General features: G+C 61.8%; 25 protein-coding genes, 1 tRNA gene and 1 riboswitch. Of the genes, 12 read left to right on the top strand and 14 right to left on the bottom strand.

Annotated features, from left to right (window positions below; all coding sequences use genetic code 11):
- Positions 1–269 precede the first annotated feature (269 nt).
- Positions 270–344, top strand: a tRNA-Val gene (locus HXX25_RS13360).
- 104 nt (positions 345–448) lie between these two features.
- Positions 449–1,537 carry an Mrp/NBP35 family ATP-binding protein gene (locus HXX25_RS13355; RefSeq protein ID WP_187166383.1) on the top strand — a complete coding sequence of 363 codons (1,089 nt, stop codon included), beginning with the start codon at positions 449–451 and terminating at the stop codon, positions 1,535–1,537.
- On the opposite strand, the gene HXX25_RS13350 is transcribed toward HXX25_RS13355, so the two are convergent.
- From HXX25_RS13350 to motA, 9 genes are all read right to left on the bottom strand, one after another.
- Positions 1,534–2,295: an ABC transporter ATP-binding protein gene (locus HXX25_RS13350; protein WP_187166382.1), complete on the bottom strand. Its 762-nt coding sequence runs from the start codon at positions 2,293–2,295 to the stop codon at positions 1,534–1,536. The genes HXX25_RS13355 and HXX25_RS13350 overlap by 4 nt on opposite strands.
- Positions 2,292–3,263, bottom strand: coding sequence for an iron ABC transporter permease (locus HXX25_RS13345; protein ID WP_187166381.1), 972 nt, complete (start codon positions 3,261–3,263; stop codon positions 2,292–2,294). Before HXX25_RS13345 ends, HXX25_RS13350 begins: the two co-directional genes overlap by 4 nt.
- Positions 3,260–4,108 (bottom strand): ABC transporter substrate-binding protein, encoded by an 849-nt coding sequence (locus HXX25_RS13340; RefSeq protein WP_187166380.1) that lies wholly within the window; start codon positions 4,106–4,108, stop codon positions 3,260–3,262. The genes HXX25_RS13345 and HXX25_RS13340 overlap by 4 nt, the downstream gene beginning before the upstream one ends.
- Positions 4,047–5,936 carry a TonB-dependent siderophore receptor gene (locus HXX25_RS13335; RefSeq protein WP_233347009.1) on the bottom strand — a complete coding sequence of 630 codons (1,890 nt, stop codon included), beginning with the start codon at positions 5,934–5,936 and terminating at the stop codon, positions 4,047–4,049. The genes HXX25_RS13340 and HXX25_RS13335 overlap by 62 nt, the downstream gene beginning before the upstream one ends.
- Before the next feature lie 104 nt (positions 5,937–6,040).
- Positions 6,041–6,225: riboswitch (cobalamin riboswitch) on the bottom strand.
- Between the two features lie 20 nt (positions 6,226–6,245).
- Entirely contained in the window at positions 6,246–7,070 is an 825-nt protein-coding gene (locus HXX25_RS13330; RefSeq protein WP_187166378.1) for a WecB/TagA/CpsF family glycosyltransferase, read from the bottom strand.
- A 113-nt stretch (positions 7,071–7,183) separates the two neighbouring features.
- Positions 7,184–8,962: a tRNA (5-methylaminomethyl-2-thiouridine)(34)-methyltransferase MnmD gene (gene mnmD / locus HXX25_RS13325; protein ID WP_187166377.1), complete on the bottom strand. Its 1,779-nt coding sequence runs from the start codon at positions 8,960–8,962 to the stop codon at positions 7,184–7,186.
- Positions 8,959–9,513, bottom strand: coding sequence for an alpha/beta hydrolase (locus HXX25_RS13320; RefSeq protein ID WP_187166376.1), 555 nt, complete (start codon positions 9,511–9,513; stop codon positions 8,959–8,961). Before HXX25_RS13320 ends, mnmD begins: the two co-directional genes overlap by 4 nt.
- A gap of 21 nt (positions 9,514–9,534) precedes the next feature.
- Positions 9,535–9,729, bottom strand: coding sequence for a PLDc N-terminal domain-containing protein (locus HXX25_RS13315; protein ID WP_187166375.1), 195 nt, complete (start codon positions 9,727–9,729; stop codon positions 9,535–9,537).
- A 79-nt stretch (positions 9,730–9,808) separates the two neighbouring features.
- The gene (gene motA / locus HXX25_RS13310) at positions 9,809–10,678 is read right to left on the bottom strand and encodes a flagellar motor stator protein MotA (RefSeq protein ID WP_187166374.1); all 870 of its coding nucleotides are present in this window, start codon (positions 10,676–10,678) and stop codon (positions 9,809–9,811) included.
- Between the two features lie 276 nt (positions 10,679–10,954).
- Between motA and HXX25_RS13305 the strand changes: the two genes are divergently transcribed.
- Positions 10,955–12,190 carry an MFS transporter gene (locus HXX25_RS13305; protein ID WP_233346737.1) on the top strand — a complete coding sequence of 412 codons (1,236 nt, stop codon included), beginning with the start codon at positions 10,955–10,957 and terminating at the stop codon, positions 12,188–12,190.
- A gap of 3 nt (positions 12,191–12,193) precedes the next feature.
- On the opposite strand, the gene HXX25_RS13300 is transcribed toward HXX25_RS13305, so the two are convergent.
- From HXX25_RS13300 to HXX25_RS13285, 4 genes are read right to left on the bottom strand one after another with little or no spacing between them, the layout of a single operon-like run.
- Positions 12,194–12,991 carry a sterol desaturase family protein gene (locus tag HXX25_RS13300; protein WP_233346735.1) on the bottom strand — a complete coding sequence of 266 codons (798 nt, stop codon included), beginning with the start codon at positions 12,989–12,991 and terminating at the stop codon, positions 12,194–12,196.
- 2 nt (positions 12,992–12,993) lie between these two features.
- A complete protein-coding gene (locus HXX25_RS13295) occupies positions 12,994–14,211 on the bottom strand; it encodes a lytic murein transglycosylase (protein WP_187166372.1) in 1,218 nt (405 codons plus the stop codon).
- Positions 14,208–15,005 (bottom strand): DUF1194 domain-containing protein, encoded by a 798-nt coding sequence (locus tag HXX25_RS13290; protein WP_187166371.1) that lies wholly within the window; start codon positions 15,003–15,005, stop codon positions 14,208–14,210. Before HXX25_RS13290 ends, HXX25_RS13295 begins: the two co-directional genes overlap by 4 nt.
- Positions 15,002–15,736 carry a DUF1194 domain-containing protein gene (locus tag HXX25_RS13285; RefSeq protein WP_187166370.1) on the bottom strand — a complete coding sequence of 245 codons (735 nt, stop codon included), beginning with the start codon at positions 15,734–15,736 and terminating at the stop codon, positions 15,002–15,004. Before HXX25_RS13285 ends, HXX25_RS13290 begins: the two co-directional genes overlap by 4 nt.
- 164 nt (positions 15,737–15,900) lie before the next feature.
- On the opposite strand from HXX25_RS13285, the gene ykgO reads away from it, so the two are divergent.
- From ykgO to HXX25_RS13260, 5 genes are all read left to right on the top strand, one after another.
- Positions 15,901–16,026, top strand: a complete 126-nt coding sequence (gene ykgO / locus HXX25_RS13280) for a type B 50S ribosomal protein L36 (protein WP_187166369.1) — start codon at positions 15,901–15,903, stop codon at positions 16,024–16,026.
- A gap of 135 nt (positions 16,027–16,161) precedes the next feature.
- Entirely contained in the window at positions 16,162–16,692 is a 531-nt protein-coding gene (locus HXX25_RS13275; protein WP_187166368.1) for a tetratricopeptide repeat protein, read from the top strand.
- Positions 16,689–17,600, top strand: coding sequence for an alpha/beta fold hydrolase (locus HXX25_RS13270; protein WP_187166367.1), 912 nt, complete (start codon positions 16,689–16,691; stop codon positions 17,598–17,600). Before HXX25_RS13275 ends, HXX25_RS13270 begins: the two co-directional genes overlap by 4 nt.
- Before the next feature lie 87 nt (positions 17,601–17,687).
- The gene (locus HXX25_RS13265; protein WP_187166366.1) at positions 17,688–17,966 is read left to right on the top strand and encodes a DUF2312 domain-containing protein; all 279 of its coding nucleotides are present in this window, start codon (positions 17,688–17,690) and stop codon (positions 17,964–17,966) included.
- A gap of 7 nt (positions 17,967–17,973) precedes the next feature.
- On the top strand, positions 17,974–18,423 hold the full coding sequence (locus tag HXX25_RS13260; RefSeq protein ID WP_187166365.1) for a hypothetical protein: 450 nt from the start codon (positions 17,974–17,976) through the stop codon (positions 18,421–18,423).
- 72 nt (positions 18,424–18,495) lie between these two features.
- On the opposite strand, the gene HXX25_RS13255 is transcribed toward HXX25_RS13260, so the two are convergent.
- A complete protein-coding gene (locus tag HXX25_RS13255; RefSeq protein ID WP_187166364.1) occupies positions 18,496–19,950 on the bottom strand; it encodes a sigma-54 dependent transcriptional regulator in 1,455 nt (484 codons plus the stop codon).
- A gap of 297 nt (positions 19,951–20,247) precedes the next feature.
- On the opposite strand from HXX25_RS13255, the gene HXX25_RS13250 reads away from it, so the two are divergent.
- The 4 genes from HXX25_RS13250 (at position 20,248) to HXX25_RS13235 (ending at position 22,678) form a co-directional block, all read left to right on the top strand.
- A complete protein-coding gene (locus HXX25_RS13250) occupies positions 20,248–20,469 on the top strand; it encodes a hypothetical protein (RefSeq protein WP_187166363.1) in 222 nt (73 codons plus the stop codon).
- A 39-nt stretch (positions 20,470–20,508) separates the two neighbouring features.
- Positions 20,509–21,294 carry a CPBP family intramembrane glutamic endopeptidase gene (locus HXX25_RS13245; protein WP_187166362.1) on the top strand — a complete coding sequence of 262 codons (786 nt, stop codon included), beginning with the start codon at positions 20,509–20,511 and terminating at the stop codon, positions 21,292–21,294.
- Between the two features lie 60 nt (positions 21,295–21,354).
- Positions 21,355–22,293: an alpha/beta fold hydrolase gene (locus HXX25_RS13240; RefSeq protein ID WP_187166361.1), complete on the top strand. Its 939-nt coding sequence runs from the start codon at positions 21,355–21,357 to the stop codon at positions 22,291–22,293.
- 88 nt (positions 22,294–22,381) lie between these two features.
- The gene (locus HXX25_RS13235) at positions 22,382–22,678 is read left to right on the top strand and encodes an aa3-type cytochrome c oxidase subunit IV (protein ID WP_187166360.1); all 297 of its coding nucleotides are present in this window, start codon (positions 22,382–22,384) and stop codon (positions 22,676–22,678) included.
- Positions 22,679–22,758: the final 80 nt, after the last annotated feature.

Genomic DNA, 22,758 nt, shown 5'->3' with positions numbered 1-22,758 from the left:
ACCCCTTCATGACTTGTTTTATTTGGTTCACCGCGACAGAACACACACCGAGGCAAACGCGCACAGCCGGAAAGTGGCTACTTTCCTGACCTCACTATCAACGCCACACCATCGCTCGTAAAGCATGCGCCCCATCTTCGCCGTATTTCAGCCGCGGATGTTGCATAAAAGTCATATTGTCGTCAGACGCCCGTCATTTCAGCTTTCAATGCAGCTTCGTCTTGCATCTCGCCGACACCGGGGCTAATAGCTCGCCTCCCTTGGTGGACGGGCGCGTAGCTCAGTGGGAGAGCACTACGTTGACATCGTAGGGGTCGCAAGTTCAATCCTTGCCGCGCCCACCATTTCTGCAGAATTTACAAAGACTTGCCTGCCCTTGCGAGATTGACGCATTGGCAGGGCGTTTCGCATGCCTATCTTGCTGTCGAACCCTGTAAGGATAATCGCCATGTCCGATGCGCTACTCGCCCGACTGAACAAGATCGCCGATCCTGCCAGCGGCCAGGGTCTGGTGGACGCGGAGCGGCTCGACGGCGCGGTCATCGACAAGGGTGTTGCCACAATTGTGCTCAAGGCCAATGCCGACGAGGATTCTGCCACGCTCAAGGCCCGAATCGAAGCGGCGGCGCAGGAGGTTGACGGTGTCGAGCGGGTGCGTGTCATTACCACCATTCAACGATCCCCCGGATCCGCCGCTCCGGCCTCTAAAAGCGCCGGGGCGCCAAGGCAGGCGGCCGCCGATTCGCCCCGCCCGGCCAAGCGCATCATCGCCGTGGCGGCCGGCAAGGGCGGCGTCGGCAAATCCACCGTCGCCGCAAATCTGGCCGCCGCACTCGCCAAGCAGGGCCTGCGCGTTGCGATTCTGGATGCCGATATCTACGGGCCGTCCATTCCGCGGCTTTTCGGCTTGCGCGACATCAAGGGCCTCAAGAAGACGGACAAGGGGATCGAGCCGGCCGAGTCGCATGGCGTGCGCATCGTCTCGATGGGCTTTCTGAGCAAGCCCGGTCAGCCTGTCGTCTGGCGCGGGCCCATGGTGCAGGGCGCGATCCAGCAATTTCTCAACGAGGCCGACTGGGGCGATCCCGACGTGCTCTTCATCGACATGCCTCCGGGCACAGGCGATGCGCAGCTGGCCATCGCCCAGACCGTGGCGATTGATGGCGCGGTCATTGCCTGCACGCCGCAGGATCTGGCGCTGGATGATGCCCGCAAGGCCATCGGCATGTTTGAAAAGACCCACGCGCCGATTCTGGGCCTGATCGAAAATATGAGCGTCTTCCTGTGCCCGCATTGCGGCGAACCCAGCGAAATCTTCGGTCATGGCGGTGCCCGCGCCGAGGCCGAAGCCATAGGCGTGCCCTTTCTTGGCGAAATTCCGCTGACGATCGAATTACGGGAACGCTCCGATTCCGGTCATCCAGTCGCCTTTGGTGACGGGCCCGTGGCAGATGCCTTTGCCCGCGCCGCCAATGCCATGCTGGTCTCGGCAGACGAGGCGCGCAAGCCGCCCCCGGACATTGCCTTCTCCAGCTAGGCCAGCGTCCAGTCGGGCGGGGTGATCCCGTTCGGGGCATCAAGACCGAAGACATCCGAAAGGATAAGTGGCGACAATGCCTCCCGAGGCGGGCCATCGGCGACGATGCGGCCCTGATCCATGACCAGGACGCGGTCCGCAAAGCGGCAGACCAGTTCCAGACTATGCCCCGCAAAGACCGTGCAAACGCCGCGACCCGATTCAGCCTTGAGGATATTCATCACCGCCAGCTGATGACGCGGGTCGAGCGCTGCGCCGGGCTCATCGAGCAACAGCGTGTCTGCCCGGGTTGCCAATGCCCGCGCCAGCAGGATGCGCGCCTTCTCGCCCGAGGATAACTCGTCAAAGCGCCGGTCTGTCAGGCCGGCCGCGCCCGCCTGCTCTATGGCGTCGGCAATCGCCCGGTCGTCATCCCTTGAGGCCCGGGACAGCGGCTTCAGGAAGGGATAACGCCCGAGTTCAACGACGCGGCGGGCGATCATCGGCCAGGCCAGACGCGCATCGGCGGGGAGATAGGCAATCCGCCGCGCCCGCTCGCGATCTGCAAAACGCTCCAGCCCGACACCCTCGAGGCGGACATCGCCTCTTGCGGGCCGAAGCAAGCCCGCCAGGGTTTTGATCAACGTCGATTTGCCGGCTCCGTTCGGGCCCACAATGGCGGTCAGTTCTCCGGCGTGGAGCGACAATCCGGCAATCCGGAGTGCCGTGCGTGCACCATAGCGGCACTCGACATCCTGCAGGTCAAACCGTGGGGTCATGGGGCCAGCCTCCCCGCTTTCCGGATGAGGTGGAAGAAGAAGGGCACGCCGATCAGCGCTGTCATCACGCCCAGATAGAGCGGCACGCCCTCGCCCGACACCATGCGCGTCCCCGCATCCGCCGTCATCAACAGCGCGCCCCCACCGAGCGCCGCGGGCAGGAGCAGTCGCGATGGCTCGTGCTGGACATATGGCCGAAGGAGGTGCGGCACGACCAGACCGACAAAACCGATAGCACCGGCCACCGCCACTGCAGCGCCGACCGCGAGCGCCGTTCCGGCGATCAGGCGAAGCTGAAGCCCGCGAAGATTGACGCCCAGCGCCCGGGCACCCTCCTCGCCTAGGCTCAGGCTATCGAGATCGCGCGCCGTGGTGAGACTGATCGCGGCACCACACGCGATCAGCGGCAGGGCGATCTGCACCTCCGTCCAGCTCGAATTACGCAGAGACCCCATCAGCCAGTAGGCAATCTCGGACAGCGCCCAGGGGTTGGGCGAGAAATTCATAGCCAGCGCCACGATGGCATTGGCCAGCGCGCCGACAGCCACGCCAGACAGAATCAGCGTTGTCGCCGTCGCGCCCCGCCCGGCGATCAGCAGCAGGGTTATGCCGCCCAGCGCCGCACCGGTGATCGCCATTGCGGGCAAGATAACGACAGAGATCGCGGCGAGGCCGAAATAGAGCGTTGCCACCGCCCCTGCCGCAGCGCTGGCGGACACGCCGATGACGCCCGGATCGGCCAGCGGATTGCGGAAATAGCCTTGCAGGGCGGCCCCCGACAGACCGAGTGCCGCGCCGACCAGAAAGCCGAGCACGATGCGGGGCAGACGCAATTCCGTCAAAATCAGGCGCGCGGTTTCATCACCCGACAGCAAGGCAGCAAGCGGGAGACCCTCCACCAGCAGGCCCGCCGCTCCGGCCAGAAGACAAAAGGCGACGAGCGTCAGAATCAGGCGGATATCTGTCATGCGCCCTGCTCCAGCTGATCAAGCGCTTCGGCGATCTGTTCAGCGGCGTCCATCAGAGCCGGACCTGCACAGGACCAGACGGCGGCCGGGACATCAATGCGAGGCCGGTTGGCCAGAAGTCGCCGAAAGGCCGAGTGTTGTGCGCCCGTATTGTTCCGGGTGGCATAACCGTCGATGAAATAGCTGGTGACGATGAGGTCGGGATCAACCCGGAAGGCCCATTCGGCATCTGCCGCCAGCCAGCCGCTCGCGCCGGCATCGGCGGCGGCATTGCGCCCGCCCGCCATGCGAATCGCCTCATCGACCAGCGTGCCGGCTCCGGCCGCTCCGCCCGTCACGCTGAGATAAAAGACGGAAGGCTGGCGGTTACGCTGTTCGGCGCGCCGGGCCAGTGCCGTGCGCCGGTCCTCGAGCGTGAGGACAAGTACTTCGGCGCGTTCCGCCTCGCCCAGCGCTTCGCCCATGGCGCGCAGATTGACGATTACACCGGACCAGTCTTCGCCCCATTGCAGGCTGACATGTTCAATGCCCGCGCGACCGAGAAAGCGCGCCGCATCACCGGCCCCGGACGGACCGAACACGACGAGATCGGGTTCCAGAGCCAGCAGACGCTCGGCTTCGCCATTGGCGCGCGGCAGATCCAGCGCCCAGTCCGGCGCAGCGGAAACGGTCTGCCCCGCCTGCCAGGAAACCGCCGCAACGGCGTCCCGGTCCGCCAGCGCAAAGACATAGGCATCCGCGCACAGATCCGCCGAGACGATGCGCGAGGGGCTGTCGGCCGGGCTAGCCGCCGAGGTGCAGGCCCACAAACAGGCCGCGGCCTTCAGATGCATATCCAAAGACATCCATTCCCTCCTCTTCGCTCAGATTGGTGCCGCGCAGATAGACCTGCAGGGTCGGGGAAAGCTGCCATGCCAGGCGCGCCGACAACAGCGTATAGGCGGGCAAGGTGACGTTGGTGAATGTCCCGAAATCGGTATCCAGCTGGTCACCGGTATGGTCGGCAGCCAGCCCGGCCTGCCAGCGCGAATCCCGCGATTGCCAGTTGAGGCCTAGACTGCCGGTAAATTCCGGCCGCCGGATTTCCGGCGTGCCGTTTTCGTCTGACCTTTGAAACGTCGCCGATCCCGAGATTGAAATCCGGTCGGTGAGATCGGCCTCACCGTCGATTTCAATGCCGGACCGATGCGATTGTGTTGCCCGGTTTCGTGCCGTCGATGGCGACACCGAAAAGTCGGTGAAAATCTCGTCTTCGAGATCCGCTTCGAACCAGGTAATGGACACCCGCCCGGTCTCTCCCAATGTCTGATCCCAACCCACTTCGCAGCCGCGGGAGCGTTCCGGTGTCAGGTCGGGATTGCCTGCGAAGAAACCGGGAAAGAAACCGAACAGCTCGAAAATACCGGGGTTTTTCACGCCTTCACCGAAACTGGCGCGAAGACGGCCATTGATAGCATCGAAATGCCAGGCCGCGCCGATCCGCCAGGTGCCGGCATCTTCGAAACGGTCATTCCAGTCCTGACGCAGCGACGCCGACAGACGCGCCGGGCCCCTTACCAGGCGATAATCAATCGCGGCTGCCGTGTTCCCGGTCTCCCGCGACTGGTTCGAGCCCGCGCCGGCGCCCGAGAAACTGTCGAACGCGTTCCGTTCGATCTCGACCAGTCCTGTCAGCTGATGCGCGATGCCACCGGTCTGCCAGCTCAGCGTGGGTTGATAGAAGGCCTGCCAGCGTTGCGCCCGGCTTTTTCCCGGAAACGCGGCATCCGTGTAATTGGCCAGATCGTCCTGCGAGACATTGACGGCCAGATCATGGCGCAGTCCGAAACGCCGGAGGGTCATCCGCGCGCCAATGGCCATTTGCTGACCGGCGCTGAACTGATTGGTGTTGTCGAGCAAGCCATTGAAATCAGAATCGGAATCAAATTCGCTTTCAAAATCCGAAAAGCGCGCAGTCCATTGAATTGACTCTGCTTCGCCGAATTCGAGCGAACCCGTCGTCGACGCAAAGAAGCGCTGATAGGCGTCTTCTTCACCGCCCAGACCCGACACATCAATGCCATCGGTCTGCAGTTGCGAAACACTGATGCCGCCGCTCAAACGCCCCTGCCCGCCGGACGCGCGAAGCCCGGCGAAAAGCGTCCCGAAGGTGCCCGCCTCGAACTGGACCCGACGGCGTTCGCTGCCGGTCGAGCCGGCTGTACGGATATTGATGACCCCGCCGATCGCGTCCGAGCCCCAGAGCGCCGATTGTTCCCCGCGCAAAACCTCGACGCGCTCGACACCAAAGCCCGGCGCGTGGGCGAAGTCATACCCGCCGGTCAGTGGAACGGAGGCTTCAATCCCGTCGATCAGAACCAGGACATGATTGGCCTCCGACCCGCGCAGGCGCAGATCGGTCAGCCCGCCCGCCCCGCCGGAGCGGGACACGGCGATGCCGGGCACGGACCGCAAGGTGTCGGCGAGCGTAAGGCCGCCCCGCAATGCAATATCATCTTCGTCAACGAGACTGGCGGCAGAGGTAATATCTTCGGCCAGAGCCGGAATGCGGCCGCCAATGACGATCACCGTATCGGGGGCGTCCGGCCCGGCGTCATCGGTCTGGGCGAGCGCAGGAGAGGAAAGGAGGAAAATCACGGCGCAACTTCGCCGCAAGCTGGATTTCAGGCGCATCACAAACAACTCCGTTTGCGGCCGCGCGAGACATCCCGCGGCCGTTTTTCAAGGAGTCGCTACAAACGGATAAACCGCGCCATACCCACGTGACCCCGCACGGGTGGACGAGCGACGGCACAGGCAGGTCTTCCGGCTTACGGGTCCATGCGGGGTCTCACGTCTTCCCGGCTTGCGCCAGTGACTTGGTGTGAGTCCGCTCTCCGTTTACGGCTGCGGGCACAGCGGAGGACTTTCACCTCAACTTCCCTATCAAGGCCTTGCGGCCACCTGTACGGATTCGTGATTAGCGCGGGCCGGGCGGTTTGCCTAGAGGCCGACTTCCGCGAGCCGCCGTTCAAGATCGCGCAGCTTGGACCGCGCCTTGCGCCATTCCCACCAGAGGAAGGCGATCTTGGGGCCATCAACCAGATAGCGTTTCCACATGCGGCTCGGCTCCTGAGCCAGCCGGTGGAGCCATTCCAGACGCGATTTCTGCATCCAGACCGGCGCGCGGTCTGCGGCACCGCCGAGGAAATCCAGCGACGCGCCAACACACAGGCCGATGCCCTTGCAATCACCGCGGTCGAGACAGGCTTCAGCGATCATTTCCTGCTGGGGAGAACCGACACACAGGAAGGTGAAGCGGGACGGATTATCGGCGACAAATTGCGCACATTCCGCAATCGCTTCGGGGTTGTTTCGCAAGCCCATGGGCGGTTCATGCCAGCGCACGTCGCGCAGGCCATAGCGCGCTTTCACAGTCTCGACGACCTCTTCCGATCCACCGATAATCGTCACTGGTTCATGGCGCATGACGACATTGTCGAAGAGAGCTTTGGTGAGATCCGAGCCGGGCGTGACGTCAACCTCTTCGCCCGAGAACGAGGCGATGAGCTCCAGCACGCGGCTATCGCAAACGGTCAGCCATGCCTGGGCATAGAGGGGCGCGAGAATACCGTCGCGGCGCAGGCGGACGAGATGGTCCACATTCGGCGTCACGACGAACCGGAAAGGGGCGTCCGGATTGCGCTCGGCAAGGCGCAATACCGTTGTTGGAAAATCGATATTGTCGAAGGCGGAATTCAGAAACCAGATATGGCGCGAGCGGACGCGCCGTTCTGAACCATCCCGATGTGTGCTTCGCCGTGACATAAACCCAACCGTCCCGTTTCGCGCCAGTTGCGCAGCTTCGAGACGGTTAATTGCAAGGGCCGGGCCTTGTTGTGCCAAAGGCCTGCAAACCGACGGCTGTGGTAAAGGCGCGGTTAAAGCTGGCCGCGTTTCAGCTGCCGGATCGCAAACCGGGCAGGATGCAGCGCTTCGCGGCCTGCCCGCTCCAGCGGCGAGGGCTCGCCGCACAGATCCGAGGCCAGCGCCTCGGCCAGCAAGGGCGCATGGGCAAAACCACGCGATCCCAATCCGGACAAGACGATATTCTGCGGACCCGATGCCTTGACGTCAGTTTCCGGCAATTCGCCGTCCAGCGCCCAGCGCAACCAGTGTGAGCCAAACTCCCAGCCGGGGATCTCGCCGGATACCGGGAGGCGATCGGGCGTCGCCGCCCGCACGCCGGACCAGTGCTGTGCAGTTCCGTCCAGTGTTTGAGCAATCTCGGGCGCACGCCGCTCAAGAGCTGCCAGCAAGCGCCTTGCGGCCAATTCCGGATCCCCGGCCTCCGCGCCTTTTTCGTGCGTGGCTCCGACGAGCACCCGCCCATCCGGGGCTGCCGACGTGTAACCGCCCCAGACAATCGGGTGTCGCGGCGGACGTCCGTCCATGAGAAAGACGCGGCCTGCGCTCTGAGCGAGTTCGTGAAACGCAGCGTCTGATCCGCGGCAATCCAGGACCAGGGAGGCTTCCAGCATGCGGGCTGTATCGGTGATCACCCGCGTATCGCCCGCGAGGACACGAACAATCGCCGCCGGATCAAACCGCCCGGCGCGCGCCATCCAGAGACCCTCGTCGCGGATTTCATAGCCTTCGCCCATGGCTGCGGCGATGGCGGTGTAGCGCGCTCGATCCTTCATGTTTTCGATCAGACGCAGAGCGCCTTCGGGTTCAAGAACGCCCAGATCGGCATAGAGCCGACGCGCATATTCGAACGCCGCCAGCGTCGTGCGGACATGAGGACGGTCGGCATTTTCAAGACGGGGCGTAAGAAGGCCCGATGGCGCGCCGGATGCACCGCCTGCCAGACCATTGGGATCAAGAATGACGACCTCCCGCCCCCGCCGCCGCAGCGCATGGGCGAGACTGGCACCGGCAATGCCGCCGCCTCGAATGACGGCCGTGCCGCTCGCCGGCAAAAGACGTTGATACGGCGATGGCGTTGGTTTGAGCGATGGCCCGTCGAACACCGCCTCGAGGCGCTCACGCTTTTTCCCGAAGCCGGGCTTTTTCTCGACCGTAAAACCGGCTGCCGACAGACCCCGGCGAACCGCACCCGCCACCGTAAAGGTGGCGACGCGCGCGCCCGGCGCCGACAGCCGCGCCAGCTCCGGCCAGACGGTCTCGCTCCACATGGCGCCGTTATGGGCGGGTGCAAACCCGTCGAGGAACCAGGCGTCCACATTGGCCTCGATCTGCGGGAGGGCGTCGGCGATATCATCCTGGAACAGGGTCAGGGTGAGCCGGTCCGCATCGAAACGGAGCCGGTGCGCGCCTTTCAGGGGTTGCGGCCATTGCGCGATCAGTTGGCCGGACAGAGCCGCCAGCTCCGGGAAAGCGGACAGGGCCTTGCGGAGGTCGTCCACCCGCAGAGGAAATTTCTCGATAGAAATGAAATGCAGCCAGCCATTCTGTGGCCGCGTTTCATTCCAGAGCTGCCAGGCCGCGAGAAAATTCAGTCCGGTGCCAAAGCCCAGCTCTCCGACAACGAAATTGTCCTGCCTCTGCCAGCGGTCCGGCAAGCCGCATCCTGCCAGAAAGACGGCGCGGGTTTCGTCCAGACCGCCTTCTGCCGAAAAATAGATGTCGTCGAAGTCCGGCGCGACCGGACCCGTCTCGCGCCACTCCAGCCGGGGCGGGTCGCAGTAGAGTTTCACAACGACTTCATGAAGCGGGCGAAGGCCAGCAGCCCTTCCGGCCAGGGACCAAAACCGTCGGATTCGTCAAAATGCCCGACCTCACCGGCAATGGCGAAATTCGCCCTCCAGGCTTTCGCCCAGCGCTCTGCAGTGTCCGGCGAACAGGCCGGGTCATTCGAACTGGCGAGGACCATCGCCGGGCAGCCAAGCGGCGCCTCGGGAACAGGCGCAAAGCCATGGCCCGGATATTTCTGCTCCAGCTCGGGGCGGTTCCAATCAGAAGGCCCGACGAGAAAAGCGCCGGCAATCTTCTTCGCAGGCCAGTCTTTTGCGGCATAGGCCACGGTCAACACGCCCACCGAATGCGCGACCAGAACCACCGGCCGTGTTGCAGTCTCGATCGCGACTTTCAGCCGGGCAGTCCAGGCCGAACATACAGGGTGGTCCCAATTGCCCTGTTCCACACGGCGGGCGGTCGGCATCTTGTCCTGCCAGCGGCTCTGCCAGTGCAGGGGCGAGGCATTTCGAAGCCCCGGTACGATCAGGATATCTGCGTCACGAATTTTCATGGGACGGCTTATAGCGCCTCATCAGCGGCGGAAAAGGCTGCGTTCCTCTCGGGGACCGAAAAACAGCCAGAGAATGAAACCGACAATGGGTGCGATCAGGATGAGCGCAATCCAGATCACGCGCACCAGAGACGCCGAGGTGGACCGCGCCACATTGAGGATCGCATAGATGTCGAAGATGAGAACAAGCAGACCCAGAGGCCCGGCGATATGCATGCCCAAAAGAAAACTCCCTCATCCGGTTCGGGACAAGGGAGCCTAGACAAGAACGCCGGAGGCGTCAGCTTTCCATTTGTTATGCTTCTGTCTGGATATTCCCCAGGGCTTCTTCCAGCTCCATGAAGGTCGGCTGGGCAGAGCTCGGCACGCTGCCGCGGCCAATTTCCACGGAGATCTGGGCTGCATTGCCATGAAGGTGCGCCACCAGAACCGCCTGAATAATGGTGTAGAAAGTATGCTCTTCGTCGTAGATTTCCTTCAGGCGGGCGGCCATCGGACCGACAAAGCCATAGGCGAGAAAGACGCCGAGGAAGGTGCCGACCAGGGCTGAACCGATCTTGCCGCCCAGTACGGTCGGCGGCGCATCGATCGCGCCCATCGTCTTGATGATGCCCAGCACGGCGGCCACAATGCCCAGAGCCGGCAAGGCATCGGCCATATTCTGCAAGGCATGCGCCGGTCCGGCGGCCTCATGGTGATGTTTTTCCAGCTGGGCTTCCATCGCATCCTCGACCTGATGCGGGTCTTCCAGATTCATCGTCATCATCCGCAGCGTGTCGCAAATGAAGTCGGTCGCGAAGTGATCTTTCAGAATACGCGGATAGTTCTGGAAGATGGAAGAATCCTTGGGATTCTCGATATGCGCTTCCAGAGCAATCACGCCCTTGGTTTTCATGGTTTTGGTCAGCTGGAACAGAAGAGCGAGGAGATCGCGGTAATCCTGCGCCTTCCACTTGGGCCCGGCGATGATCTTGCCGAAATCGCCCAGCGTCTTCATCACCGTCTTGCCGGAATTACCGATGAGGAAAGCACCGACCGCGGCACCGCCAATCATCATCAATTCGAACGGCATGGCCGCGATGATGATTTCGAAATGGCCACCGGCCAGCGCGAACCCGCCGAACACCATGACCAGAACCACAACTATCCCAATGATCTGAAACATCTTACGTCCACCACCCGTTGTTCTTTGTCCGGTGTCCTCTTTTGACGGGACTGTCCGGTTTCGGGACGGAATATGGCGCATTAAGTTTAATGCCCGGTGTAGCGCGTGTTAGGAGGTGGTTTACAGAAACCGGTTCCGGCGGATCTGACCGGGCTGAAATACACCGTAACCGCAATTTATGGCCGCTTGCTTTACGGCCTGCGATAACGGGCCTAAGTCACGCCCATGCCGCCTGTTTACGATCCCGCAAACCCGTCGAGTGCTGCAGAAAGGCGAATGTCTTTCCGCTTGCTCTTTCTGTGCCTGATGGCCACGGGCATCGGCAATTCGATGCTGTTTGCGATCCTGCCGCCATTGGCGAGAAATCTGGGCGTCGCGGAAGCCTATATCGGAGCGATCTATACAATTTCGGCCCTCCTGTTTCTGATCATGAGCCCGATCTGGGGGGCGCTGTCAGACCATTATGGCCGCCGACCCCTGATCATGTTCGGCCTGGCCAGCTTTGCCGTCTCGACGCTAGTGTTTGCTGCCGCGGCGCTCGCCGGACAAATGGGCTGGGCCCCGCCCCTGATTGCCATTTTCGGCATGGCCGCGGCCCGGGCGCTGTTTGGCGGCCTCGGATCGGCAACCAATCCCGCCGCCCAGGCCTATGTCGCCGACCGCACATCAACGGGAGAACGCACCGAGGCGCTGGCAGGTCTGACGGCGGCCTTCGGGCTGGGCGGCGTGGTGGGGCCGGCTCTGGCTGCCGCGTTTGTCGAGCGGATCGGCATTGCCCCCTTCATGGTCGCGGTGGCGATTCTGGTCGCAGCAGCGGCGGTTCTGGTGCGCATGTTCCTGCCGGAGAAGACACCGCCGCGCCTGCAATCACGTCCGATCAACCCGCTGACACAACTTGGTTTTGCCTTCGACAAGCGCATTGCGCCGTTCTTTGCCTATGGATGTGGATTGTGGCTGGTGCAGGCAATCAGCCTGCAGGTCATCGGCTTCTACGTGATGGACAAGATGGAGGTTGGCCCGGAGGAGGGATTGCAGCTCGCCGGTGTGGCGTTGACCGCCGGAGCGGGGGCGTTGATTTTTGCCCAGCTCGTTGTGATTCCGGCGCTGAAAGCCAGTCCGCGCGCCCTGATGATCACCGGCGGTGTTCTGTCCATTTTCGCAAGCGTCGAAATGGTGATTGCGGGCAATTACGCATCGATCGTCTTTGGCTACATGCTCAGCGCGTTTGCCTTCGGATTGTCGCGATCCGGATTTGTAGGCGGGGCCTCGATTTCCGTGACGCCGGAAGAACAGGGCCGTGCTGCCGGCACGACAACAGCGACGGCAGGGCTTGGCTTTCTGGTCGCACCTGTAGCCGGGCTCTGGCTCTATCAGACCTATGGGCCGGAAACGCCCTACATCCTCACCGCCGGGATCGCCGCGGTATCAGCGGTTCTGGCCGCCCTGCACCCCGGCATCCGGTCCGTCACGACGATCATCCAGCCGGATATCGAGCCGCGCGGACCGATCTAGGCATTATTTCCGGATCAGTGGCCAGCCCAGCTCTCCGCCTGCGCCGCGGTCATCCAGATTCTCGATGCCGTATTCCGCGGGGTAGCGGCGCGTGATGTGGGCGGTGCCAAACAATACATCCCAGAAGAAGAGCAAATTGCCATAATTGCCCTTGTAGTGGGTCACACCGTCATCCTTGTGCATGCCGTGATGGGCAAAATGTGTCGCCGGGGTCGAGATGGTGCGCTCGACCACCCACATGACGGGCGAGAGCCATTTGATTTTATACAGGGGTTCATCCCAGCGGACGGCTGAATGGGCCCCGAATATCACTGTCATCTTGACCAGCAGATAGATGGCATAAACCGGGCCGAAACCGAGGTGAACGAGCACGGCGGCAATCCACAGGCCGGGCATGAAAATATAATAGGCAATGGCATTCCGGTAGGCGATGCGAATGCTCATATATTGTCCTGAGTGATGGGCGCGGTGAAAACTGTAAAGCCAGGGGTGGGTGTGCGAGGCGCGGTGCCACCAGTACTGTGTCATGTCATCGCCGACGAGCAAAATGGCCAGCATGCCCCACCAGGGGAGGCTGGCCCACGCATTCTCGCTGCCCGGGAACACCCAGTTCATCAGGGCCGGCGCGGTGAAGAATATCGCCGGAACCGTGATCAGAATAAAAACCGGCGTGCCAATGGCCTCGATCCAGACATCCCGCGCCGTGCCCTTTTCATGTTGAAAAAAGCGGCGGGTCACAATTTCCAGAAGCGCAAAACCGGCAAAAATCAGCGGCACGAGCAGTTTTGTGTCGAACGCCACGGTCAGTCGCCCGTTGATCCGGACGCCGCCAGTGTGGCGATCACCTGATCATACATGATGCGCCCGGCATAGCCGTCGACCGGATAGCCATTATCGCGCTGGAAATCCATCAGGGCCTGGCGGGTATTGGGGCCGAACATGCCATCCGGCGCACCCGGATTATAGCCCAGCTCGACCAGACCCTGTTGCAGGGCCAAAGTTTGCGAGCGGGTGATCGGCGGATCATCTTCCGGCCAGTCTCCTCGAATGATGAACTCGCCATTGAAACGCTGTGACAAAAGCCAGACGCCAATACCGTAGGACGTGGAATTGTTATAGCGCATCAGGGCGCGGAAATTCGGGAAGGTCAGGAAGGCCGGGCCCCTGCGTCCTGCCGGCAGGTTGAGGCGCGCCGCGTACATCAGCGTATCGGCTGACCAGTCTGTCCCGTCTGCCCGCGTCACGCCGCGCATTGACCACTCGGCGGTCATTCGGGCAGCACCCGGATCCCAGTTTGTGAGATCGAAAGCGTCCGGCAGTATGACCTCCACTACCACCGGCGCTTCACGCATCCATCCGGCCTCGCTGAGGAGGTTAGCGGAGGATGCGAGCGCATCGCCGACATTGTTCCAGATATCGATATGGCCATCGCCGTCGAAATCCGCGGCGCGGGCGAGATAGGTTTCAGGGATGAACTGGGTCTGACCCATGGCGCCGGCCCATGAACCGTAAAGTTCATCGCGGCGCGCATATCCGCGATCAATCATGCGGGCCACGGCAATCAATTGCGCCTCGGCCCATGAGCGGCGGCGGCCTTCCCAGGCCAGTGTTGCCAGCGACTGCACGACATCGCGGTCACCCTGGATAGCGCCGTAGGAGCTTTCCAGCCCCCAGACCGCGACCAGAATTTCATAGTCAACGCCGAAGCGGTTTTCGATATTGGTCAGCATGCCACGGCGGCCGGCGATTTCATCCGCACCGTTGCGCACCCGCAGACTGGAGGCTGCGATATCGAGATATTCCCACAGGGGGCGAACGAATTCCGGCTGGGTCCGATCCCGTTCGATGGCAGACAGATCAGGCTCAAGACCATCGAGCATGGCCGCCACCGTCGCCTCACTGGCGCCGGAGGCTTCCAGCCGGGGCTGGAAGCCGGCCAGCCAGCTGGCGAAACTTTCGTCCTGCGCCTGAGCCGTCGCCGGCCACATCGCAAGCACCAACGCAATGATTAAACGTGTCATCCCTTGTCCGCCATTTCGGCCGGAAACAGCCCGGCAATCTCGATAATAAGCTTTCTTCGCAACGCTTCCACGAAATCTTCGTGGGTATGGCTGGGTAAAACAAAAGATCGTGGCCCAACAATGACATGATTTTCAAAATAACGGGCCACATCAATGTTGACCGGCGGGCGGAAAGGGTTTTGCCGTTCGTTCTGCATGGAGATGCCATTGATGGTGATCTCCGCCGCCTCGGCCGATGCCCGCGCGTCCGGCAGGCTGGGGCCGGCATTCTGAGGTCCGTCACCGGACAGATCGATCACCCGGCGGGTGCCTTGATAGGGGTTGGATTCGATCAGTTGGACCGCATTGGCCAGCGCTGCCCCGATGGCGGTGCGGCGGCCGGAAACAAAATCGGCCTCGGCCAGAATGGCCGCAAAGGCCAGCGCGTCGGCTTCGGTCTCGATCACGGTCCAGGGGGCCACGACACGCTGGAAGTCTGCATCGGCCCATTCCAGATACATCACCGCTATCCGGCCATGCCCTCCGGCCTGAATGGAGGAAATCACGTCGGGATCCGCCAGCGCCTGCACATGACCGCGGCGCTGCTGCAAGGCTTCCATCTCGTCAATCGACGCGGAAACATCGACCGCGAAAACCAGCTCCAGATCGACAACGAGTCGGCCGTCCCCGGTGTATTGGCGTTCGCGGACAAGGCTGTCCTCGCCAGCATAGACGGAGGGGTCAGCAAAATGCTGCGCCAGCGCCGGCGTCGCGACCGCCAGACACGCAAACGCCATGACAAGGGGACGCATCATGGTGCCGCTTGAACCAGCTCGACCGGCGCCGGTGCCGCACCGGCAATTTCCAGCGTCATCTTGCGCAGGATGGCGGTCCGGAATTCGTCGGCCGTGCGCGCGGCGAGAGCGAAGGCGCCGGGTCCGGTGATGACATTTTCTTCGAAATAGGCATCGAGATTGACCTCGACCGGTCGCACCCAGCGGCCGGGCTGATCGGTGATGACCGGCAATCCGTTGATAATGATACGGGCCTCGTCTGCCATGGCGCGGGCCTCGGCTAGATCCATGCCCTGGTTCTGCGGCCCGTCACCGGAAATATCGATCAGGCGGCGATAGCCCTGATACTGATTGGTTTCGATCCGGCGCACCGAATCGGCAATTGCAGCCCCGATCGCCGTGTAATGTCCGCGTTCGAGCGGCGCGGCAGCAACAGTGGCGGCAAATCCCAGCGCATCCGCTTCGGAGGCAATCACGGTCCAATCAGCGGCCGCGCGCTGGAAGCGCGAATCGGCCCACTCGACGTATGTCACCGCGATGCGGCCCAGCGGACCGCCCTCAATCGCGGAGATAACGTCGGGATGGGCCAGCGCCGCGACATAGCCTTCACGCTGCCGGCGCGCCTCGTCTTCATCAACGGAATAGGAGATATCGACCGCGAGCACGAGCTCGAGATCGACCTCGATCAAGTCCTGTGCTGCCGCCTGCATGGCGGAAATCAGACCGATCAGAAGAGCTGTGATCATACGCATGGCGCGAGAAGCTAGGCGCGGTTGATCACAAGGGCAACTAACGGGTTTGTAAGGCGCTGATTTTTGCCGCCTGTTCCGGTTGACATTCCCGAGCCTGCCCCGTAGATACCGCGCCTCTCCGGCGACTGCGCCGGGTTTTTTGTTGAAAACACAGGGCCGGTCCGATGAAAGTTCGCAGCTCACTCAAATCGCTGAAAAACCGCCACGCTGCCTGCCAGCTGGTGCGCCGTCGCGGCCGTGTCTTCGTGATCAACAAGAAAGACCCGCGTTTCAAAGCGCGCGCCGGCTAGTCTGGCGGCCGACATGACATGCGATGCGCCCCGGTTCTGCCGGGGCGTTTTTGATTCCGGCACCGGCATTAAACTTCATTCAGGCACGGCGCGCCCGGCTGGACGTCAGCGCAAAGCCGCTTATCTTCTGTCGCCATGAAAGCCCTGATCCTCGCCCTTCTGATCCAGACCCTGCCCTTCCAGACGCCGCAAGAGCGCCTCAGCGAAAGGCTGGATAATCTGCAATCCGCCGATGCGGAACAGGCCACGCCGCTCGTGGATGAAATCCTGGCGCTCTGGGCCACATCCGGCAGCGATACGATCGATCTTCTGATGGATCGTGGTGAAACCGCCTTGGCGGCTGACAATGCCGACATTGCCGCACGCATGTTCGATCACGTCACCCGTCTGGAGCCGGACTATGCCGAAGGCTGGCTGCGCGCAGCGCAGGTGGCGTTCGAGATGCAGGATTACGGCTATGCACTGGAAGCCCTGAATACGACGCTGGCACTGGAGCCGCGCCGCTTTGATGCCTACTATCTGCTGGGCTCGACGCTGGAGGCGGCCGAGCAACCGGAAGCGGCGCTGGAAGCCTATCAGGAAGCGCTCACCATTTATCCGGCCTATGAACTCGCCGGGCGCGGTGCCGCCCGAATGCGGGCGCAGCTGGCAGGGCGGGCGCTTTGATTTTTCGCGCCATAATCGCCTTTGTGGCCCTTCTGAATTTCCTGCCCACAGCCCAGGCCGACGATATGCCCCCTGCCGGACACTTTATCGAGATAGACAATGCCCGTATCCGCTATGTCGAGGAGGGCTCCGGCCCGGCTGTTTTGATATTGCATGGCGCATCATCCAATGCCGAGGACATGCGTCTGGCCTTGAGCGGACATCTGGACGGGTTGCGCGCTGTCTATGTTGACCGCCCGGGGCTGGGCTGGAGCGAACGGCCGGATATGGCCTGGACACCGGAACGCGAAGCCGCCCTGCTGGCAGAGCTGATCCGGGTGCTGGAAATAGAGAGCCCCGTTGTCGTGGGCCATTCCTGGGGCGGAGCGATCACCATGCGTCTGGCGATTGATCACGGCGAGGGTCTCTCCGGCATTGTGCTGATCGGGGCACCGTTACATTCCGGCGTGGGCGACGCGGCGTGGTATAATCGCGCTTCCCGCTGGTTCGGTATCGGACCGATCATTACCCGGATGATCATTCCTCTGGTCGGCCCGTCGCGTATCGAAGAGGGCCTTCAAGAGACCTTCCATCCGCAACCGGTTCCGGACGGATATGCCGAAGCCGTGCAGATCAACCGCATCTTCCACACCGCCGTGTTCAAGGCCAATGCCGAGGACATGGCACAGGTGAATGATCATCTGGCGCGGCAGGAAGACCTGTATTCCGGCATTACTTTGCCCGCCGTCTTTCTGGCCGGGAATTCGGATCGGGTCGTCTATACGGATCGCCATTCGCGGCCGGTCGCTGCCACCCTGCCCAATGCCGAACTGATCGTTCGCGAGGACTGGGGCCATATGCTGCATCACTCCGCGCCAGATGCGGTCGCCGATGCGGTGCGCCGCCTTCATGGAAACGGCGCCAACTGATTTTGCGCTGACGGCGCGCTTGAGGAATCGGTTGACGGACCCTAGCTTGCGGCCTTCAATTCAAGCTGACTGATCAGAGGCCGCGCCATGGATGATGCATCCCAATCTGCCGTTACGGACAATTCCCATTCGATCGGCCAGGCCGCACGCGATCAGCTGAAAGCGATCGTCGCCCGCATCGAACGGCTGGAAGAAGACAAGAAGCAGGTGATGGACGACACCAAGGAAGTCTATGCCGAGGCAAAATCCATGGGCTATGACACGAAGATTCTCCGGCGCGTGATCGCCCTGCGCAAGATCGACCGCAATGAGCGGCAGGAAGCGGAAGCCCTGCTCGAGCTCTATTTGGGCGCGGTCGAGGGCTGAGTCTGGCTTGACGCGCGAGGTCGACCCCAAGAAGATCCGCAAGGCGCTCCGCCGCCTCGAACGCACACGCCGCAAGATTGCCGAAAAGAAGGGCGAGGACACGCTTTCCGAATGGGAGGATGAGTTCATCACCTCGGTCGGCGACCGCCTGGAAACCTATGGGTCGGCCTTCAATGATCCCGACAAGGGCAGGCTGGATGAAGCCCTGTCCGGCCTTCAGGCGGTGAAACTGCGTGAAATTGAAAAGAAGGCCGACGGCAAGGCCCGCAAGCCGATGCCGCGCGGCAAGGGCTTCAGGCAATCCTCGTTCAAGTCAAAAGCCAAAACATCCGGCCCACGCGTCCGCGATATCAACGAGGATATCGAAGAGGACGTGCCCGGAGCCCCCTCCTCACCGCCCCGTCCCACCGGCCCGCCAAAACTGCGTGTGATCAAAGGCGGCGATAAAGACTGCTGACTCAAATTTCCAGGCTCAAAAGAAAACCCCCGGAACAAATCCGGGGGTTCAGTTGCACCCGTTTTTGTTGTTCTAGGCTGTTCGTGCCTGATCTACATCGAGATCATATTCACGCACTTTGCGATAAAGGGTCGAGCGGCCCAATCCCAGACGCCGGGCCACTTCCGCCATGCGTCCGGCATAGGTTTCGATTGCAAACTCGATCAGATCGCGCTCGATGGATTCCAGCGGCCGCAGATGACCGCCCTCATCCATGATCGGCACAGGTGGCAGATCCGACGGCGCACCGGCATTCGCAAAGGCCATGCTGTCGCCCGGCATTGGCGGCGGTGGCAATTCGGCAAGGTCTGCCGCCAGTCCGGATATCTGCGGGAAATCCTCCGGCTTCAGATAATCGCCCTCACACAACACCACTGCGCGGAAGACCGTGTTTTCCAGCTGGCGGACATTGCCCGGCCAGTCGAAGGCGGCAAGCATGGCCATGGTCTCTGGTGCCGCATCCACGACAGAGCGGTTTTCCTGCGCGTTGAAGCGCGTGATGAAATGCCGGACGAGTGCGGAAACATCTTCCTTGCGCGAGCGCAGCGACGGCACTTCGATGGGGAAAACATTCAGACGATAGAAGAGGTCTTCGCGGAAACGGCCCGCCTCGACTTCCTGAGTGAGGTCGCGATTGGTGGCCGAGATTATCCGGACATCTACCTTGACCGGACGGTTCGAGCCGACGGGATCGACCTCGCCTTCCTGCAGGGCGCGCAGGAGTTTGACCTGCATGTCGAGCGGCAATTCGCCGATCTCGTCGAGGAAGAGTGTGCCGCCATCGGCTTCCTGGAACTTGCCCATATGCTTGCCGGTTGCACCGGTGAAGGAACCCTTTTCGTGACCGAAAAGGGTCGATTCCACCAGATTGGCCGGAATGGCCCCGCAGTTGACCGCCACGAACGGCTTGTCGGCCCGTTCGGAAGCGGCGCGGATCGCGCCCGCGACCAGCTCCTTGCCAACACCGCTTTCCCCGGTGATGAGAATCGGAATCGTCGAGGCGGCGGCGCGCTGGCCCAGACGTACGACCTGACGCATGGCCGGCGCGCCTGCAATCATGTCTTCAAAACCCAACGATCCGCCGACCGTCTTGCGGGTGAGGCGTTTCACTTCGCCGGTGAGGGTCTGCATCTTCAGGGCATTGCGTACAGAAACGGTAATCCGTTCCGGACTGGCCGGTTTGATGAAGAAATCTGCCGCGCCGGCCCGCATGGCCGCGACGACGGTTTCAATACCGCCATGCGCCGTCAGAACGATGACCGGCGTGTCGATGCCCTTGCGCTGGACGGCGTCGAGCACGTCCATCCCGTCCATGCCCGGCATGACCAGGTCCAGCAGCATGACGTCCACCCCGCCACGCGCCAGCACATCCATCGCAGCCTCGCCACTGTCAGCGGACCCGACCTCAAAACCCTGCTTTTCAATTACCGCCTGCAACAGGCGGCGTTGCGTCGGATCGTCGTCGACGATCAGCACCGTCTTAGCCATCTCACCCAAGCCCTTTCGGCTACCCAATAATTCAATTGCCGGGCCTTTGGCCTCTCCCTCCCCGGAGTTGTCTCTGGTAGAGGGGGCAATCCATCCGGGTGCCGTTATGGGACACGGGTAGTAAAATTCACGCTAAGACGCCGGTGACCAAGCGTTAAGCATAAACGTCAACAGGTGAGTGATTGTCATCTTTTCTATTTTTGGTTGTATCAAATATCAAAAGTTGTATTTCTACTTCTGTTACCAACAGGGGAGACATGACCATGAAAATCGGAAAAGCCCTTCTGGGCGGTATCATTGCCGCGCTGGCATCATCATCCCTGGCGATGGCGAGTTGTACCAGCTATTGCCTTGCTGATGGCACCCTTCTCGACCGGATGGCTGGGCTGGCCGGCTCAATTCGTTCCGGTTGTTCTGTCCGGTTCTGTGCTGCTCAGCACGTTGTCCGGCCTGCTCGCTGGCGCATTGTCAGCCCACCGGGCGGCCGTGACAAAGCCCGGCATTGCCATTGCCGGCTGATGACTTGACCGGATCGCGGCCCGCCATCATTAGGATGGAATGAGCACACCGCCTCCCCCATATGGCTATCGGCGACCGCCGCGCGCGCGCAATCCGTTCGAGCCGCATGATCTGATGTTCCGCCATTTCCAGCAGGCGCACCCACATACCGGAATATTCTGGCTGGGATTATGGACCTTGGGGTCACTGGCCACCGGCTATCTCGCCAGCCTTGCTGCCACCATGCTGATTGTGCTGGGAGGCGTGCCGGATGACGGCGTCGCGGACATGCTCTTCCGGTCTTACTACGCGCTCTACATGGCGATGGAGATCGGATTTCTTTGGTTGTTTGCGGCCTGGCTTGCGCCGCAGGGTCTGGCCCATGCGGTCTTTGATCTTCGCCCGGTCCGGTGGGTGATCGAGACCGGATATGGACTTGTCCTGTTCGCGATCGGCATGATTTTCTCGGTCACAGCGGTTGATGTCCTGCTTCCCCTTCTGCCGATCACGCCCTCTGCTCCGGCCGAACTGTTTTCCCATGGCGGTCTGATCGGCGCGGTTCTGGTCACGATAACGGTTGTGGTCTTTGCGCCGGTGGTGGAGGAGCTGGTCATGCGCGGCTGGCTCTTGCCCATGCTGGTGGCGCGGATGGGCGGATGGGTTGTGCCCCTGATTGTCACATCCCTTGCCTTCGGCCTCCTGCACTTTGCCATTGGCATCGAGACCATGATCTACACGACGGTATTGGGATTTGCGGCCGGGATGGCGCGGCGGATGACCGGGCGGTTATGGGCACCGATTGTCGTGCACTTCGCCAATAATGTGTTTGCCTCCCTGCCCTTCTGACGTTGACGAAAAGGGCAAAACCGAATTGACGCACTGCACAATCGGGGCTAGCCGATAAGCATGTCTACCGCCTCGAATTCGCTCCGCGAGATCCGCCCGCCGCTCGAAACCTTCAAGGGCGAGATGCCGCCGCATCCGGCCTGGTTTGAAAAAGCACTGGCGATGCCAACAGAAGCCGGACGTGTGGGCGTTGAAGGCGCGGATATTGTCTGGAAAGCTTGGGGAGGCCGGGGTCAGGAAGGGGTTATCCTCGTTCATGGCGGGGTCGCCCACAAGCAATGGTGGGATGCGATTGCGCCCTTCCTCGCGGAGAGCCGGCGCGTTGTCGCGATTGATATGTCCGGCATGGGCGATAGCGGCCATCGCGATGTCTATCGTATGCCGCTCTATGCCGAAGAGGTGAAAGCCGTCGCCCGTGACGCCGGCCTTTTCGATGCCGGCAAGCCCTTTGTCGTCGGACATTCCTTCGGCGGATTTGTGACCATGGTGTCGTCCATGGAATTCGGTGACGAACTGGCCGGCGCGATTATTCTCGATTCGCCCGTTCGCCCGCCCGAGGAGCAACGATCCTCCTCGCCGCCTCAGCGCGGTGGAAAGACCTATGAGCAACTGGAAACCGCAATTGCCCGTTTCCGGCTGCTTCCGCCGCAGCCTTGCGAGGCGGTCTATGTCGTTGACCATATCGCCCGCAATTCGCTGAAACCCGTCGAAGGCGGATGGAGCTGGAAGTTTGATCCCAATCTCTGGGCCAAGCTGGAATATCAAAGACGGGATCCGGAGGTCCTTCGCGATTCGGCCAAATGCCCGCTGGCGTTTTTCCGGGGAGCGGACACCTCGCTGGTGACCGACGAAATCTGGGCCTTCATGCAAGAAACATTCGGGGCCGGCACGCCGATGATTTCCATTCCCGATGCCCATCACCATCTGATTCTGGACCAGCCACTGGCCGTGGCCGCTGCTCTGGAAACCCTTATGCAGTCCGGTTGGGGCCAGCGCTGATAGATCGCATCGCTTAAGACTTGGCGGACGCGAAACCGCGTGATAACCCGCTCATAAATCCGTTTCAGACCTGCAGGGGGTTACAAGAATGGCTGAATATCAACGCGGCACGATGGAAGTCACCGAGCAGTCGCGCACCTTTTCCAGCTTCATCGGCATGTCCGTCTGGTTTGGCGGGCTGACCATTCTGACGGTTTTCTTTCTGGCCCTAACCTTCGCGGCGAATGTCGGCTGGATGGTGTCGCTGATCATCACCACCATTGTCGGTATTCTGCTCGGGATGGCTCTCGGCCTGAAGGCCAACTGGTATGCTACCGTGATCGGCTTTGCAGCGGTGAGCTTCTTCTCCGCGATTGCCGCCAGCCTGATCGGCAGCCTGCTCTAGGCAAGGCGTTTATTGCCCTTTTAATTCCGGCGGGAATCCGACAAGGTGGCGTCAGCCAATTGCGACAGGTATTCCTGACC

Origin of the sequence: Hyphobacterium sp. CCMP332 (assembly GCF_014323565.1) — a bacterium.
Classification (GTDB): Bacteria; Pseudomonadota; Alphaproteobacteria; order Caulobacterales; family Maricaulaceae; genus Hyphobacterium.
This window is presented reverse-complemented; position numbering and strand designations above follow the sequence as displayed.

Excerpts from the sequence above, each read along its gene's own strand:
- HXX25_RS13355 (WP_187166383.1), top strand. The coding sequence starts at position 449 with ATGTCCGATGCGCTACTCGCCCGACTGAACAAGATCGCCGATCCTGCC.
- HXX25_RS13350 (WP_187166382.1), bottom strand. The coding sequence starts at position 2,295 with ATGACCCCACGGTTTGACCTGCAGGATGTCGAGTGCCGCTATGGTGCA.
- HXX25_RS13345 (WP_187166381.1), bottom strand. The coding sequence starts at position 3,263 with ATGACAGATATCCGCCTGATTCTGACGCTCGTCGCCTTTTGTCTTCTG.
- HXX25_RS13340 (WP_187166380.1), bottom strand. The coding sequence starts at position 4,108 with ATGTCTTTGGATATGCATCTGAAGGCCGCGGCCTGTTTGTGGGCCTGC.
- HXX25_RS13335 (WP_233347009.1), bottom strand. The coding sequence starts at position 5,936 with ATGCGCCTGAAATCCAGCTTGCGGCGAAGTTGCGCCGTGATTTTCCTC.
- HXX25_RS13330 (WP_187166378.1), bottom strand. The coding sequence starts at position 7,070 with ATGTCACGGCGAAGCACACATCGGGATGGTTCAGAACGGCGCGTCCGC.
- HXX25_RS13320 (WP_187166376.1), bottom strand. The coding sequence starts at position 9,513 with ATGAAAATTCGTGACGCAGATATCCTGATCGTACCGGGGCTTCGAAAT.
- HXX25_RS13315 (WP_187166375.1), bottom strand. The coding sequence starts at position 9,729 with ATGCATATCGCCGGGCCTCTGGGTCTGCTTGTTCTCATCTTCGACATC.
- motA (WP_187166374.1), bottom strand. The coding sequence starts at position 10,678 with ATGTTTCAGATCATTGGGATAGTTGTGGTTCTGGTCATGGTGTTCGGC.
- HXX25_RS13305 (WP_233346737.1), top strand. The coding sequence starts at position 10,955 with ATGTCTTTCCGCTTGCTCTTTCTGTGCCTGATGGCCACGGGCATCGGC.
- HXX25_RS13295 (WP_187166372.1), bottom strand. The coding sequence starts at position 14,211 with ATGACACGTTTAATCATTGCGTTGGTGCTTGCGATGTGGCCGGCGACG.
- HXX25_RS13290 (WP_187166371.1), bottom strand. The coding sequence starts at position 15,005 with ATGATGCGTCCCCTTGTCATGGCGTTTGCGTGTCTGGCGGTCGCGACG.
- HXX25_RS13285 (WP_187166370.1), bottom strand. The coding sequence starts at position 15,736 with ATGCGTATGATCACAGCTCTTCTGATCGGTCTGATTTCCGCCATGCAG.
- ykgO (WP_187166369.1), top strand. The coding sequence starts at position 15,901 with ATGAAAGTTCGCAGCTCACTCAAATCGCTGAAAAACCGCCACGCTGCC.
- HXX25_RS13275 (WP_187166368.1), top strand. The coding sequence starts at position 16,162 with ATGAAAGCCCTGATCCTCGCCCTTCTGATCCAGACCCTGCCCTTCCAG.
- HXX25_RS13265 (WP_187166366.1), top strand. The coding sequence starts at position 17,688 with ATGGATGATGCATCCCAATCTGCCGTTACGGACAATTCCCATTCGATC.
- HXX25_RS13255 (WP_187166364.1), bottom strand. The coding sequence starts at position 19,950 with ATGGCTAAGACGGTGCTGATCGTCGACGACGATCCGACGCAACGCCGC.
- HXX25_RS13245 (WP_187166362.1), top strand. The coding sequence starts at position 20,509 with ATGAGCACACCGCCTCCCCCATATGGCTATCGGCGACCGCCGCGCGCG.
- HXX25_RS13240 (WP_187166361.1), top strand. The coding sequence starts at position 21,355 with ATGTCTACCGCCTCGAATTCGCTCCGCGAGATCCGCCCGCCGCTCGAA.
- HXX25_RS13235 (WP_187166360.1), top strand. The coding sequence starts at position 22,382 with ATGGCTGAATATCAACGCGGCACGATGGAAGTCACCGAGCAGTCGCGC.